9 protein-coding genes are annotated in these 15,499 nt (G+C 64.6%); 8 read left to right on the top strand and 1 reads right to left on the bottom strand.

Annotated elements, in window-relative coordinates:
* The first annotated feature begins 121 nt into the window (after positions 1–121).
* The 8 genes from BJY26_RS18225 to BJY26_RS19670 all read left to right on the top strand — a co-directional run bounded on the left by BJY26_RS18225 (position 122) and on the right by BJY26_RS19670 (position 14,097).
* A complete protein-coding gene (locus BJY26_RS18225) occupies positions 122–1,255 on the top strand; it encodes a hypothetical protein (protein WP_179429583.1) in 1,134 nt (377 codons plus the stop codon).
* Positions 1,242–1,976, top strand: coding sequence for a hypothetical protein (locus BJY26_RS18220; RefSeq protein WP_179429582.1), 735 nt, complete (start codon positions 1,242–1,244; stop codon positions 1,974–1,976). The genes BJY26_RS18225 and BJY26_RS18220 overlap by 14 nt, the downstream gene beginning before the upstream one ends.
* Positions 1,973–3,325 (top strand): hypothetical protein, encoded by a 1,353-nt coding sequence (locus BJY26_RS18215; protein WP_179429581.1) that lies wholly within the window; start codon positions 1,973–1,975, stop codon positions 3,323–3,325. Before BJY26_RS18220 ends, BJY26_RS18215 begins: the two co-directional genes overlap by 4 nt.
* Positions 3,322–4,188: a hypothetical protein gene (locus tag BJY26_RS18210; RefSeq protein WP_179429580.1), complete on the top strand. Its 867-nt coding sequence runs from the start codon at positions 3,322–3,324 to the stop codon at positions 4,186–4,188. The genes BJY26_RS18215 and BJY26_RS18210 overlap by 4 nt, the downstream gene beginning before the upstream one ends.
* The gene (locus tag BJY26_RS18205; protein ID WP_179429579.1) at positions 4,178–5,428 is read left to right on the top strand and encodes a hypothetical protein; all 1,251 of its coding nucleotides are present in this window, start codon (positions 4,178–4,180) and stop codon (positions 5,426–5,428) included. The genes BJY26_RS18210 and BJY26_RS18205 overlap by 11 nt, the downstream gene beginning before the upstream one ends.
* Positions 5,429–5,759: 331 nt before the next feature.
* The gene (gene rpoB, locus BJY26_RS18200) at positions 5,760–9,254 is read left to right on the top strand and encodes a DNA-directed RNA polymerase subunit beta (protein ID WP_179429578.1); all 3,495 of its coding nucleotides are present in this window, start codon (positions 5,760–5,762) and stop codon (positions 9,252–9,254) included.
* Positions 9,255–9,336: 82 nt separating this feature from the next.
* Positions 9,337–13,218, top strand: coding sequence for a DNA-directed RNA polymerase subunit beta' (locus tag BJY26_RS18195; protein WP_179429577.1), 3,882 nt, complete (start codon positions 9,337–9,339; stop codon positions 13,216–13,218).
* Between the two features lie 135 nt (positions 13,219–13,353).
* Entirely contained in the window at positions 13,354–14,097 is a 744-nt protein-coding gene (locus BJY26_RS19670; RefSeq protein ID WP_308191234.1) for an NUDIX domain-containing protein, read from the top strand.
* Positions 14,098–14,270: 173 nt separating this feature from the next.
* Here BJY26_RS19670 and BJY26_RS18180 read toward each other — a convergent pair whose 3' ends face one another.
* The gene (locus BJY26_RS18180) at positions 14,271–15,284 is read right to left on the bottom strand and encodes a type IV toxin-antitoxin system AbiEi family antitoxin domain-containing protein (protein WP_179429576.1); all 1,014 of its coding nucleotides are present in this window, start codon (positions 15,282–15,284) and stop codon (positions 14,271–14,273) included.
* Positions 15,285–15,499: the final 215 nt, after the last annotated feature.

The following is a 15,499-nucleotide window of genomic DNA, read 5'->3' as shown; positions in this document are numbered from 1 at the left end:
GCCTCACCGCCACGCAAAAGGGGAGCCCCGAATCTGATTCGGGGCTCCCCTTTCGTATTGGTATTCTGGTCGACGGCACGGTGGATGGCGGAGCGCAGTGAGGCAGGGGGGAGTGCGGTGAGTGGCCGGTAATCCGATGCAATACCGGCGGGCAGCCGTACGCGCCGGGGGAGCGATGCTCCTCGTGGCCGCTGCCGCATGCATGGCTTTTGCTTCCCCGGCCGACGCGTCGGCTCATTTCATCGCGTTGAGCTATCACGCCAAATATGAGGCCACGTTGCTGTGGTGCGCGCTGCTCGTCATCCCGGGAACTGTCGTGGCGTTCACGCTCTACGAAGTCGACCGACAACGGGGGCGCGTGAAGCCGCCGTTCCGCACCCGGCTCGATCCGCAGGCCAGACGCCGGGCGTCACTGGCGCTGGCCGATGTGCGCGCCGGCGCGCGGCGCGCACGAGAACTGATGAAGTCGGACGACGACGTGTCGCCCGCTCAATTGGCGAGCCGGCGCCGGTTGATCGATATCGCGACCGCCGCCGAGATCCTCGGCGATCCGTGGGGCACCGGCGACGGCCGGAAGATCACCGCGCTCGTCGTGTTCGGCCGGTTGGCCGAGTTCCACGCAGCCGCGCTCGAATCCGATGGTGCGCATCATGATGTGCCCCGTGCGTGTTTCTTCGATCCCATGCATCATGTCGCCTACAGCGACTGGGCGTGGCGGGCGGACACCCCGGAAAGCGTGCGCGTGCCGGTGTGCAGTGAGTGCGCGCGCGCCCTGGGAAGCGATGACCGGCCGCGTTCGCTCGGCGTGCGCCGCGGCCGGAAGGTCGTTCCGTACTGGACCGTGCGCGACGGCGTGTTCACCAAGACGGGGTTTGGCGCATTCGGCGATCTGGTCGACGCCGTATCGACCGCCGACGAACTTCGAGCGGCCGACAAACCGGACAAGACGAACTTTCGCTTGCGGCGGCGTTCGCACTCCCGACCCGGCCGCAAGGGCCACCGCCTGCTTCCGATCGGCGTGGCGTTGCTTGCCGGGGCCATCGGCGCGTTCGTCACGGTGGGCACTAAGCCGTTGACCGGCTCCGCGCACGGCCACGTGCTCCTCTTCGGCGTTCCGGGATACGGCGTCTTCATCGGGCTGCTGGTCGGCCTGGTCCTCGGCGGCTTAGGCTGCCTGCCGATCTTGTTATGCTTGCTGATCGTGCGAACAGTGAAGAAGACTGTCGATTCAGTGAGGTCTCATGAGCGTGGTTAGCCGTCAACTCGGGCACGCGGGCTTCCTTGCCGCCGACTCCTCCGACTCGTCCGACGGGTGGTTGGGGCTTATCGTCATCGTCGTGCTGGCGGCCATCATCGCCGGCATCGTCGCGTTGATCGTCCACCTCGTGAACAAGCATCGCGCCAACAGTCGCCGCTTCAAGATTCCGGACGCCGTCGTCAATGCGGCTCGGCAATCGCAGCGCGACGCACTGCGGCAACGTTTGTCGACGAACACCTTGAACGTTGCCGCGGAACTCGAATCGTGCAAGACCGATGACATCGATGCCGAGACGGCCCGGACCATCACGCACGGCCTCGACGCCTATTCCCTGGCCAGCGGCATTGTGGACGAGGACAGCCCCCGGACCGTGGACATGGCCGGAGCGCTCGTCCTGACCCGGATCGCCGAGCAGGATCTCGAAATCGTGCGATCCGGCCGAAAGCGCACCGCTTCGGCAATTTTGTGCGCGGTGAACCCATTGCACGGCGACGCGACTCATGACGCAGTGCTCGAAGGCTCCAGCGGCCACAGCCAGCATTTGCGGGCCTGTCGGACGTGCGCACGCGCGCTTGACGCGGGCCGAACACCGGATTGGCTTTATGACGCCAATGCTCCGTACGTCGAAGGCGGCACGGTGTGGGCCCGTACCCTCTTCGGCTCCGCGGGCGTCGATCTTGTCGCAGCGGTGACCCGAGCGGAAGGCAGCGGCGAATGAGCCGACATCGGCAGATCACCGTCCAACTCGCCGCGCTTGTCGCTGCGGCCGCATTGGTGTGCATTCCGACGGCGGCCGCCGCAACGGGCCCGGCGGTCTCGGCGCAGGCCGTCGGCACGGAAGTCGTACGGGCAGACAAATCGACCGCGCTGGCGTCGGTTCGCCGGAGTTTGACGAAAGAGGTCGTTGCCGGATGGCGCAAGGACCCGTTGTTCGTCGACGACATAGTCGGCGCCGCGGCCACCCGGTCGCAGATACGAGCCATTCATCGGGCGATCGACGACGCGCAGGCCGACCATGTCTATGTCGCGCTCTTGCCGGAGATCGGCGAAGACACGGACGATCCGCTTCTGCTGTCGGATACCCGACCCGTCATGGCGGGAGTCGCCGGGGACGCGGTAGCAAGCCTTCACCGCGAATCGGCGGTAGTCATTTTGGCCACTGCCACGCACTACGGGCGCTGGGAGCCTAATTCGTATTGGGTCGACGCCGACGGGGTTTCCGCGTCGGCGACGTCGCACTTCCCGCAGGGCGTCGATACCGGTCACCCGGCTTCGGTCGTCAGCTACGGCATCCGCAGCGTCGGCAACGCCCAAGCCGGCGAGGACCCGCCGAAACCGAACGATGCGGAAGCCCCGCCGTTTCTTGCCAATTCGAACTTCGACTACTGGATGGACCCCGACGGGCCGAACCTCATCACGCTGATCCTCACCGGACTGGCGTTGGCCGGAGCAGTGATGTTGATACGGCTGCGTGCGCGTGCCGGACGTGGCTTGACGCCGACCGAGTTGAGCGCGAAGCAGCAGCGGTCCGTACGCAAGGCCGAGGCCGACATTCGCCGGATCGCCGACGACGTCATCGAGTCGGAACCGACCGGTCAGGCGCAGCTGGACGCGCGGGACGCGATCATGACTATCGACAAGGCGGCAAGCGTCCTGACGTCCGGACGGTTCCCGGACGACGCGCGCAAGGACGCCGCATTGCTGGTGCTTGCCGACGATGCCCGGCTCGCCCACCGAGCGGTCACCGGGCGCTCGGACACGACGAAGCCCGGCGGTCCGCACCGGCACGAGCATTGCTTCTTCAACCCGTTGCACGGCCGGGCCGCCGCGGAGGCCCGCTGGCGGGGAGAAAGCCGTCAATGGCTCGATGTGCCGGCATGTAAAACCTGTTCGGCGGATCTGAAGCGTCGCCGCCGCCCCGCGTCCCTGGCGGTGCGCGTGGGCAGACGCGTCAAGCCGTACTGGGCTCTGGACGACGTGTTTTACGCCCGATCCGGGTTCGGGGCTTTTGAGAATCTGGCCGAGACTATCGTCCAGGTCGACGCCGAAGCGAGGGCGACGACGTGAGCGGAGCAAAGAAACGCAAAAAGCAGGCCAACCGAAAGGCGTCCGCGGCGGACAAGCGAGCCCTCCGCCGCGCGGCGATAGTTCTCGGCTCGGTCGTAGCGGCATTCGTCCTTTCGGTGGTGGCGACCGGCGGGCTGATCGGTGCCATGCCTCCCGATCCGCCGTCGGAAGAGTCATCCGCCGTGACAATCCCCGACTACGACCACACCCGGGTCGATCGGATAGTGGCCAAGCTCGACAAGAGCCCGGTCGTCGTCCATCCGATGATGCGAACGGTTGTCAGCAACCCGCAGCAGGTGCAGCTCGCCAAGAAAATCAAAGCGCTGGACAAGTCCATCGACGTCGTCGTGACGCCCGAGAACGCCTATGACGAATCCCGCGCCGATATGGAACTGCTCGCCCGGCGCGTGGCTGCGAAATCCGGACTGACGGGCGTCGTGGTCGTAGCAACTTCCAACGACTTCTACCTTGCCGCGAACAACGTGGCACTCACCTCTGCCGGCTTCATTCAAACGGATGCCAGGGAGGCGGCGGAAAGCCGCTCCGGCGCGGAGAGCGGAGCATCCGTGTCGGCGGTGCTGTCCGAGATGGTCACTTTGATTGCCCACAAGGAATGGCAGCAAGGCCCGCCCGTCGATCTGTCCGAACCCAGTTCGAATGCACCGAACTACACCGAGGACGAGGATCCTCCGATGATGCTTGCCGGATTCCCGGTGGCCGGATACGTCTTTGGCGGAGTCCTCGGCCTGCTTGCCGGGGTAGTGATCTTGGCGATCGCCATCCCGATTGAAAACGCTCTCGGAGACGGTCCGCGCTCAAAACCCGGAGCGGGCCCGGGAAAGGACGGCACCGATGACAAATAGACAGCTCGTCGCGCGCGGGCGGGTGGCACCGGTGATCGCGATTGCCGCATTGCTGTTGGTGCTCGTGACATTCGTGCCGGCCGGCGGGACCGTTCGGCCGGGGGCGCCAAGCAGCGAAGCCGCCGGCATTGCCGCCGTGTTGCAGAAGAAGCGGTTGTACGTCGGGCCCGGCGTTGCCGACGCGTTGGGGAAGAAGCCCCTCGACAGGGCGGCCGACAAGGCTCGGGGCCTCGACTATCCGGTGTACATCATCGCGGTCAAAGACGATGACGCCGACAACAGTGTTGACAGTACGGACCTGCTGGATTCGATACACAGCGCACTCGGTCGGAAGGGACTGTACATCCTGGTTCCGGCCGGAGGTCTCGTCAACTTTGACGTCTACGACGTGAAGCAGTTCGAACAGATTTATGAACAGGCAAAGAACTGGCGCGCACAGACGCCGTCCGGCACGCCCGCCGCGACGTCGCTGAACACGTTTCTGAACTTCTTGGCGCACCCGAAGAAGGCGCCGTCGGACGACGCCGGACAAGTTGTCGTGCCGCCGTCGTCAATCGACACCGACGCGGGTATCGGCGTCGGCGGAATCATCGGGTACGGATCGCTGGCGCTGATCGCCGTCATTGCCGCGGTTGCTGCCCTCATCGTCCGTGGACGCCGCCGGAAGTACCGGATGCCCCGTCGGATCCTCACGGCCGTACGGAACTCGCAACGCTCCGACCTGCGCAAGGAACTCTCCGACGACACGCTCGGAATCTCCGCCAGGCTGCAACAATTGCACGTCACCTCGCTGACGGCGAACGCAGCCGACCGGGTACGGCACGGCCTCGACGCCTATGATCTGGCCGGCCGCATCGTCGACGACGACAACTCCGGCGCGGTCGACCTGGCCGGGGCAATGGTGCTCCTCCGGGTGGCGGAACGCGACCTGTTCGCCGTCGACAGCGGCGGAAAGTCCGCGGGCCGGGGCCCGCGTGCCTTCAGCTCGGTGAACCCGTTGCACGGCGAAGCGACGACGACCGCCAAGATCACGACGTCCGGCGGGGCGACAATTGAAGTCCCCGCCACCAAAGACGAAGCCGCCGATCTGAAAGCCGGACGCACGCCCGCGTGGCTGAACGACGGCGACGCGCCGTATTTCACGCGGCAGAGCGTCTGGGCGAGTACACTGTTCGGAGCGACCGGCGCAGATCTGGTCGACACCGTGACGAAGGAGATCGCGACGCGGGGAAGCCTGTGACGAGAACGCCTGCGCGTAGACACGCAGGCCAAGTGGGTGTATGCTAATGGCTTACGCTCCCATAACTCTTGCCTTCATATAGCGGTGGGCTAGTCGGTCATGGGCCGTGAAGAAAACCGGCCACCAATTTTCACCGCGTCGCATTGGAAACCCGACCGATCCACGTCGAACCACATCGATCGACACCGATCGGATTCCCGGGCGCGCGGTCATCGAACGTCGGCGGATTCACGCCCATGCTGCTGCGGCGGAAGGTGTCACGGCGGCGATGATCGACGGTTAGGCCAGCGTCAATGCAACCGAAGTTCTTAAGAACACTGGAAGGACTGTCTTGGCTGCCTCGCGCACCTCTACAACTGGTTCAACGTCCGCACACATAGCGGGCCCCAATCGCATTTCATTCGCTAAGATCCACGAGCCGCTGGAGGTCCCGAATCTTCTCGGGCTGCAGACGGACAGTTTCGATTGGCTGCTGGGTAACGAACGCTGGGAACAGCGCGTTATCGCTGCCACCGAAGCCGGTGACGACAGCGTCCCGGAGACCTCCGGACTGGAGGACATCTTCGAAGAGATCTCTCCGATCGAAGATTTCTCCGGCTCGATGTCCCTGACGTTCCGCGACCACCGTTTCGAACCGCCCAAGTACTCGATCGACGAGTGCAAAGAGCGGGACATGACCTACTCGGCGCCGCTGTTCGTCACCGCGGAATTCATGAACACCAACACCGGCGAGATCAAAAGCCAGACGGTGTTCATGGGTGACTTCCCGCTGATGACCGAAAAGGGCACGTTCATCATCAACGGCACCGAACGCGTCGTCGTTTCGCAGCTGGTCCGCTCGCCCGGCGCCTACTTCGAGAGCGTGCCGGACAAGACGTCCGACAAGGACATCTTCACGGCGAAGATCATCCCGTCGCGCGGCGCGTGGCTGGAATTCGAGATCGACAAGCGCGACCAGGTCGGCGTCCGCCTCGACCGCAAGCGCAAGCAGTCCGTCACGGTGCTGCTCAAGGCCCTCGGGTGGACCGAGGCGAAGATCCTCGAGGAATTCGGCGACTTCGAGCCCATCCGCGCCACGCTGGAAAAGGACACCACCGCGACGCAGGACGAGGCGCTTCTCGACATCTACCGCAAGCTGCGCCCGGGTGAGCCGCCGACAACCGAGGCCGCCCGCAACCTGCTGCACAACCTGTACTACAACCCGAAGCGCTACGACCTGGCCAAGGTCGGCCGCTACAAGATCGACCGCAAGCTCGGTATCGACGCGCCGCTGAGTGAGTCGGTGCTGCGCGACGAGGACATCGTTGCGGCGATCCGTTACATCGTCAACCTGCACGCCGGCACCGAAACGTTGCCCGGCAAGCTGGGCGGCGAAGACGTCGAGATCCCGGTCGCCGTCGACGATATCGACCACTTCGGCAACCGGCGCATCCGCGCCGTCGGCGAACTGATCGAAAACCAGGTCCGCACGGGCCTGTCCCGGATGGAGCGCGTCGTCCGCGAACGCATGACGACGCAGGACGTCGAAGCGATCACGCCGCAGACGCTGATCAATATCCGACCGGTCTCGGCGGCAATCAAGGAATTCTTCGGCACCAGCCAGCTGTCGCAGTTCATGGACCAGAACAACCCGCTGGCCGGCCTGACGCACAAGCGCCGCCTGTCGGCGCTCGGCCCGGGCGGCCTGAGCCGCGATCGCGCCGGCATGGAGGTCCGCGACGTCCACGCCAGCCACTACGGCCGCATGTGCCCGATCGAGACGCCCGAAGGCCCGAACATCGGCTTGATCGGCTCACTGGCGTCGTACGCGCGCATTAACCCGTTCGGGTTCATCGAAACGCCGTACCGCAAGGTCGTGAACGGTACCGTCACCGAAGAGACCGTCTACTTGACGGCCGACGAGGAGAGCGGGTTCGCGATCGCCCAGGCGAACGCACCGCTGACGGATGACAGCCACTTCGCCGAAGAGCGCGTCCTTGCACGTTCGGCCGGCGGTGACCGCGAAGCCGAACTGATCCCGGCCGAGGACATCTCCTACATGGACGTCTCGGCCCGCCAGATGGTGTCGGTCGCCACGGCGCTCATCCCGTTCCTCGAGCACGACGACGCGAACCGCGCGCTCATGGGCGCCAACATGCAGCGTCAGGCCGTGCCGCTGGTCCAGACCGAAGCGCCGCTGGTCGGCACCGGCATGGAATACCGTGCCGCAGTCGATGCCGGCGACGTGATCGTGGCGGACAAGGCCGGAGTCGTTTCCGACGTCTCTGCCGACCAGGTCACGGTGGCCAACGACGACGCGACGTCCACGACGTACCGCGTGTCGAAGTTCCACCGCTCGAACCACGGCACCTCGTACAACCAGCGCGTGCTGGCGGCCGAGGGTGACCGGCTCGAGGTCGGAAGCGTGATCGCGGACGGACCGTCGACCGATGACGGCGAGATGGCGCTCGGTCGCAACCTGCTCGTCGCGTTCATGTCCTGGGAGGGTCACAACTTCGAGGACGCCATCATCTTGAGCCAACGACTGGTGCAGGACGACGTGCTCAGCTCGATCCACATCGAGGAGCACGAGGTCGATGCTCGCGACACCAAGCTCGGTGCCGAGGAAATCACTCGCGACATTCCGAACATCTCTCCGGAAGCCCTCGCCGATCTCGACGAACGCGGCATCATCCGCATCGGCGCCGAGGTCACCGACGGCGACATCCTGGTCGGCAAGGTCACCCCGAAGGGCGAGACCGAGCTGACTCCGGAAGAGCGGCTGCTCCGTGCGATCTTCGGCGAGAAGTCCCGCGAGGTGCGCGATACGTCGCTCAAGGTTCCGCACGGCGAGCGCGGCACCGTCATCGGCGTCAAGGTGTTCGACCGTGGCGAGGACGACGAACTGGCCCCCGGCGTCAACCAGCTGGTGCGCGTGTACGTGGCGCAAAAGCGCAAGATCACCGATGGTGACAAGCTTGCCGGCCGTCACGGCAACAAGGGCGTCATCTCGAAGATCCTGCCGGTCGAGGACATGCCGTTCCTCGAGGACGGCACGCCCGTCGATATCATCCTGAACCCGCACGGCGTCCCGCGCCGTATGAACATCGGTCAGGTCTTCGAAGTCCACCTCGGCTGGATCGCCAAACAGGGCTGGAACATCAACGGCGACCCGGAATGGGCTAAGAAGCTCGGCGACGTCGCGCGTTCGGCGGAACCGAACACCAATGTGGCAACGCCGGTGTTCGACGGTGCGCACGAAGAAGAACTCGTCGGCCTGCTCGAGTCGACGTTGCCGAACCGCGATGGTGACCGGATGGTCGGCGTCGACGGCAAGGCGCGTTTGTTCGACGGCCGGTCCGGCGAGCCCTACCCCGTTCCGGTCTCGGTCGGCTACATGTACATCTTGAAGCTCCACCACCTGGTGGACGACAAGATTCACGCACGGTCGACAGGACCGTACTCGATGATCACGCAGCAGCCGCTGGGCGGTAAGGCCCAGTTCGGCGGACAGCGTTTCGGCGAGATGGAGGTGTGGGCGCTCGAGGCCTATGGCGCGGCGTACACCCTGCAGGAGCTGCTGACCATCAAGTCCGACGACATCCCGGGCCGCGTGAAGGTGTACGAAGCCATCGTCAAGGGCGAGAACGTGCCGGATCCCGGTATTCCCGAATCGTTCAAGGTGCTGATCAAGGAAATGCAGTCGCTCTGCTTGAACGTCGAGGTCTTGTCCTCCGACGGCGCGCAGATCGAGATGCGTGACTCCGACGAAGAGGTCTTCCGCGCTGCGGAAGAACTCGGCATCGACCTGTCCCGCCGTGAAGCCAACACGGTCGAAGAGGTCTGAAGTTTCAGGGCGAGACCCTGAAACCGACACCAGGAATCAAATCGAATTATCTGGCTGGTAAGCCAAGGAGAGAAGGACTCACGTGCTCGACGTCAACTTCTTTGATGAGTTGCGCATCGGCCTCGCGACGGCCGACGAAATCCGTCAGTGGTCGTACGGTGAAGTGAAAAAGCCCGAGACCATCAACTACCGCACCCTGAAGCCGGAAAAGGACGGTCTTTTCTGCGAAAAGATCTTCGGCCCGACCCGCGACTGGGAATGCTACTGCGGCAAATACAAGCGTGTCCGCTTCAAGGGCATCATCTGCGAACGCTGCGGCGTCGAGGTGACCCGTGCCAAGGTCCGCCGTGAGCGGATGGGACACATCGAACTGGCCGCCCCGGTCACCCACATCTGGTACTTCAAGGGCGTCCCGTCACGCCTGGGGTACCTGCTCGATCTGGCGCCGAAGGACCTTGAAAAGGTCATCTACTTCGCCGCCTACATGATCACCGACGTCGATGAGGAATCCCGGCACCGCGATCTGCCGAGCCTGCAGAGCAATATCGACGTGGAAAAGAAGGATCTGGGCGACGCTCGCGACCACAACATCGAACTGCGCGCCAAGAAGCTGGAAGAAGATCTCGCCCAGCTCGAGGCCGACGGCGCGCGCGCCGATGCCAAGCGCAAGACCAAGGACTCCGCCGAACGCGAGATGAACAACATTCGCAAGCGCGCGGACGCCGAGATCGAGCGCCTGGAACAGGTATGGGACCGCTTCAAGAACCTCCAGGTCTCGGACCTGGAAGGCGACGAGGCGCTCTACCGCGAACTCGTCGACCGGTACGGTCTGTACTTCGAAGGCTCGATGGGGGCCGAAGCCATCCAGAAGCGTCTGGCGAGCTTCGACCTCAACGCCGAGTCCGAAATGCTCCGCGAGCTGATCCGCACCGGCAAGGGACAGCGCAAGACCCGCGCCCTGAAGCGTTTGAAGGTCGTCAACGCGTTCCTCACGACGACGAACTCGCCGCTCGGCATGGTGCTGGACGCCGTCCCGGTCATTCCGCCGGAGCTCCGTCCCATGGTGCAGCTCGACGGCGGCCGGTTCGCCACGTCGGACTTGAACGACCTGTACCGCCGGGTGATCAACCGCAACAACCGCCTCAAGCGGCTGCTCGATCTGGGCGCGCCGGAGATCATCGTCAACAACGAAAAGCGGATGCTGCAAGAAGCCGTCGACTCGCTGTTCGACAACGGCCGTCGCGGCCGTCCGGTCACGGGACCGGGCAACCGCCCGCTCAAGTCGCTGTCCGACATGCTCAAGGGCAAGCAGGGACGTTTCCGTCAGAACCTGCTCGGCAAGCGCGTCGACTACTCGGGCCGTAGCGTCATCGTTGTCGGCCCGCAGCTGAAACTGCACCAGTGCGGCCTGCCGAAGGCCATGGCGCTGGAGCTGTTCAAGCCGTTCGTGATGAAGCGTCTCGTGGATTTGAACCACGCGCAGAACATCAAGAGCGCCAAGCGGATGGTCGAACGTCAGCGCGGACCGGTGTGGGACGTCCTCGAAGAGGTCATCACCGAACACCCCGTGCTGCTCAACCGTGCGCCGACGCTGCACCGTCTCGGCATCCAGGCCTTCGAACCGCAACTCGTTGAAGGCAAGGCCATTCAAATTCACCCGCTCGTGTGCTCGGCGTTCAACGCCGACTTCGACGGTGACCAGATGGCCGTGCACCTGCCGCTGTCGACCGAGGCTCAGGCCGAGGCGCGCGTGCTGATGCTCTCGAGCAACAACATCCTCAAGCCGTCGGACGGCCGTCCGGTCACCATGCCCAGCCAGGACATGATCATCGGCCTGTACCACCTGACGAGCGCAAAGGATGGCGCGGAAGGCGAAGGCTCGGCGTTCTCGTCCATGGCGGAGGCCATCATGGCGTTCGACCGCGGCGATATCGAACTCGGCTCCCGGGTGAAGATCCGCGTTGACGGCTTCGTGCCGCCCGCGGGCTGGGAAGCTCCCGAGGGTTTCGAAGAAGGCGCGCCGGTCACGGTGGACACCACCTTGGGCCGGGCCATCTTCAACGAGACGCTGCCCGAGGACTACCCGTACGTGGAAGCGACCGCCGACAAGAAGCGGCTGTCCAGCATCGTCAACGACCTGGCCGAACGGTATCCGAAGGTCGACGTTGCCCAGGCGCTGGACAACTTCAAGGCCGCCGGTTTCCACTGGGCCACCCGCTCGGGTGTCACGGTCGCCATGTCGGATGTCGTGTCGCCGGCGTCCAAGCCGGAGATTCTCGCCGAGTACGAGGCGAAGGCCACGAAAATCCAGTCGGACTTCGAAAACGGCTTCATCCTCGATGAAGAGCGGCGTGAATCGCTGGTCAAACTGTGGACCGCCGCCACCGAAGAGGTCGCCGACCGGATGGAAGGCAACTTCGACGAGGACAACTCGGTGATGCGCCTCGTCAACTCGGGCGCCTCCGGTAACTGGATGCAGGTCCGTCAGCTGGCCGGCATGCGCGGTCTCGTGACGAACCCGAAGGGCGAGATCATTCCCCGCCCGATCAAGTCGAACTACCGTGAAGGCTTGAGCGTGCTCGAGTACTTCATTGCCAGCCACGGTGCCCGTAAGGGACTGGCCGACACCGCGTTGCGTACGGCCGACTCCGGTTACCTGACGCGTCGCTTGGTGGACGTCAGCCAGGACGTGATCGTGCGCGAGCACGACTGCGGAACGGCACGCGGACTGGAACTGCCGATCGCCGAAGAGGGGATCGACGGGAAGCTGTTGCGCGACGAGAACGTCGAGTCGAGCGTGTACGGCCGTACGTTGGCCGCGGACATCGAGGTGAACGGCGAACTCGTCGCGACCCCGGGCGACGACGTCGGCGATGTGCTGATCGACAAGCTGATCTCGCTCGGCGTGAAGACCGTCAAGGTTCGCTCGGTGCTGACGTGCGCGTCAAAGGTCGGGACCTGCGCGCTGTGCTACGGCCGCTCGCTGGCCACCGGCAAACTCGTCGACATCGGCGAGGCCATCGGTACGGTTGCGGCACAGTCGATCGGCGAGCCCGGAACCCAGCTGACCATGCGTACGTTCCACACCGGCGGTGTTGCTGCGGACGGCGGCGACATCACGCAGGGCCTGCCGCGCGTCACCGAGCTGTTCGAAGCCCGCACTCCGAAGGGTGTTTCGCCCATCTCGGAGTCGGCCGGCCGCGTCACCATCGACGATTCCGGCAAGACGCGCCAGGTCATCGTCACTCCGGACGACGGATCGGAAGAAATTCCGCACCCGGTCGGCCGGCGTGCTCGGCTCTTGGTGTCCGACGGCGACCACGTCGATGCCGGCGAAAAGCTGGTGCAGGGCGCTGCGGATCCGAAGCAGGTGCTACGCATCCTGAGCCGTCGTGCCGTGCAGAAGTTCCTGGTGGACGAGGTGCAGAACGTGTACCGGAGCCAGGGCGTCGGCATTCACGACAAGCACATCGAGGTCATCGTGCGGCAGATGCTGCGGCGCGTGACGGTCATCGAGTCGGGCGACACGAACCTGTTGCCGGGCGAGCTGGCCGAACGTCCGCGGTACGAGTCGGAGAACCGTCGCGTTCTCGCCGAGGGCGGCCAGCCCGCCTCCGGTCGTGACGAGCTGATGGGCATCACGAAGGCCTCGCTGGCCACTGAATCGTGGCTGTCGGCCGCCTCCTTCCAGGAGACGACCCGCGTTCTCACCGAGGCGGCAATGGAAGGCAAGTCCGATCCGTTGCTCGGCCTGAAGGAGAACGTCATCCTCGGCAAGCTCATCCCGGCCGGTACCGGACTTCCGCGGTACCGCGATATCGAGATCGAACCGACCGAAGAGGCGAAGGCCGAACTGTTCAACTCGTCGTCGTACGCCGATTTCGGCTACCCGACACTGGGTGGAAGCGTCGACGCCGGCGCAGCCATCCCGTTGGAGGACTACGACCTGGGCGATTACCGCTAACGCCCCGGCAGTGACGAGTGGCCCCGGCACGTGTCAACGTGCCGGGGCCACTCGTCGTTGCCGGCCGTCTCGCGAGGTTGTTTGTCCGTTATGGGGTACTAGTTATCACCCCGCGAATGACAAGTCACCCCACGGATGGCCGCGACCGTCGCCGATGAATTGGCACTCCCGGGTGGGGGAATCGAGCCGGGCGAAGCACCCGAAGATGCCGTCGTCCGAGAATTTTTTGAAGAGACCGGATTGACGATACGACCAGGCAGACTGCTCGGCACCGATACGTTCGCCCGCGATGTCGGCGGAGCCGTCAAACATTCGCTTCGTTTGATGTTCGAGGTCGAGGCCGCGGCAGGTGAACTTCGTGCCGAGGTCATTGACGGCGTGGAGTGCTTGCCGCGTTGGGTGTCGTTGGATGAGCTGGATTCCGTGCCGCATCTTCCGGTCGTGGAAGCCGGGCTGCGGCTCCGGCGCGACGTGCTGCGGCAGGCGCCGGTGGAAGGGAAGCTGCATCACGTCGAGTTGTGGCTCGAGGACTTCGAACGCGATGGCGCCCCTTGGGCCTGGGTGCTGAATGAGCTGGGATACTCCGTCGATGCCGAATGGACGAACGGCGTGAGCTACCGCTTGGGTGGCACCTACATAGTTTTGGAAACGTCGCCGGACATCGCACGACAACCCCACGATCGGATGCGGCCGGGGCTGAACCATCTCGCTTTCGGCGTGAGTAGCCGGGAACGCCTCGACAAACTGAACGAGGCCGCACCGCTGCACGGCTGGGCACCGTTGTTCGCCGAGAAATACCCACACGCCGGCGGCCCACGGACGTACGCTGCCTATTGGGAAAATTCTGCCGGGTTCGAAATTGAGCTCGTTGCACAATAGTCGATAGTTCGTCGGTCCGCTGCGGGTACCGGCAGAGGGGTCGGCGCGGGGTTGTTTGCCCGTTGTGGGGTAGTAGTTATCACCCCGTGGATGACAAGCCACCCCGTGGATGACAAGCCACCCCGCGGTTGGCGGCCGGATTCCGCCCGACGCGCCGCGATCGGGTCGGTGTATCAGACCAGGATTCCCCGACGCTTTGCCCGTGCGGCGGCTTTGAGAACCCTTGTCAGCACGATTTGCGGATTGGCGAGATCGGCCCAGGAGAGGCGAACGATTTCCCAGCCGGCTTCCTGAAGTTCGATATGGCGCAGGCGTTCGTTTTCCACGGCACGGGCCGCATCCTTTGTCAATGGATCGCGGACTTTTACGAATCCGTCAACCTCCACGAGCACTCCGAGTTGGGCGAACGCGAAGTCCGGGTAGCGTCGTGCACGATCGGTTCGGACTTCCAGCTGGGGAATCGGTGGGGGCAACGGCATCCCGGAGAAGATTATCCGGGCCCTGGACTCGGCCGGAGACTCCGTGCGGCAGTCAGCGAATTCAATTGCCTTCCGGGCGGTGGCGGCGCCGCGCGGGCGACGCTTGTCGACGAGGGCGAGAAGGCGGCCGCGTATCGGCTCTTGTGCGAGGTCCACGGCGTGCGGCTGCAATCGGGTATTGCCGACTAGTCGTGCCAGAGCAGCATCGGCGATGACTACTGCCTCGGTGAAAGTTGTCGATGCGCAGGCGTCGGCCACGGTCCGGTCCAGCCGTGTCGCGACCACGCCGTGTTCGAGTTCGACGGCGCCCTCGTCAAGATCGGAATGATGGCTCACGATTCCGTCCGATGAACGCCCGCCACGGCAACTGGGCCGGACGATATGCACGTCGCTGCGGGTTCGAAGGAGAGGCAGGTCCCACGCGAGGGCCGCCGAGAAATGGCTGATCGCGCCGGCGGGATGCGGCGACCCGAGTTTGTGGGCGGAAACCGCGCGAATCTTCAGCAACGTCGAACCGTTTCGCCGTGCGCAGGCGTCATCCCAAATCGCGCGAGGAGTGTAGACACCCCGGATCAGTCGGTGCAAAACGCCGGCCGCGGCAAGCTGTGCTTGTCGTTCCCGGCCGAGCCCGAACGACTCGAGCTGATGGCCCGTGACCACCCCATTGTTCGTCAGTGCAAAGTGGTTGACGTCTGCCGGAAGTTCCATGGGCCAACAATGACCTGTCGGACGCCGCTCGACCACCGCCGAACTGAAATCTGTGCATAACTCGGATCCGCCAGGCGGCTGTGGACGAGAGCATCAATGCCGCCGGCGGTCAATCTGCCCGGTCTGCGGGCAAACGGAACGGACACGGCAGCACGCGGGGTAGTTGGTTGCCCACGGTGTCGAATTTGCCGCCTCGCGGGTGACAAACCGCCCCG

The organism is Spelaeicoccus albus (genome assembly GCF_013409065.1).
GTDB classification, from domain to species: domain Bacteria; phylum Actinomycetota; class Actinomycetes; order Actinomycetales; family Brevibacteriaceae; genus Spelaeicoccus; species Spelaeicoccus albus.
Note: the sequence above shows the minus strand (reverse complement) of the source record. Positions and strands in the feature narration are given on the sequence as shown.

Coding starts and splice junctions, on each gene's coding strand:
- BJY26_RS18205 (WP_179429579.1), top strand. CDS start 4,178: ATGACAAATAGACAGCTCGTCGCGCGCGGGCGGGTGGCACCGGTGATC.
- BJY26_RS18180 (WP_179429576.1), bottom strand. CDS start 15,284: ATGGAACTTCCGGCAGACGTCAACCACTTTGCACTGACGAACAATGGG.
- BJY26_RS19670 (WP_308191234.1), top strand. CDS start 13,354: ATGGCCGCGACCGTCGCCGATGAATTGGCACTCCCGGGTGGGGGAATC.
- BJY26_RS18220 (WP_179429582.1), top strand. CDS start 1,242: ATGAGCGTGGTTAGCCGTCAACTCGGGCACGCGGGCTTCCTTGCCGCC.
- BJY26_RS18215 (WP_179429581.1), top strand. CDS start 1,973: ATGAGCCGACATCGGCAGATCACCGTCCAACTCGCCGCGCTTGTCGCT.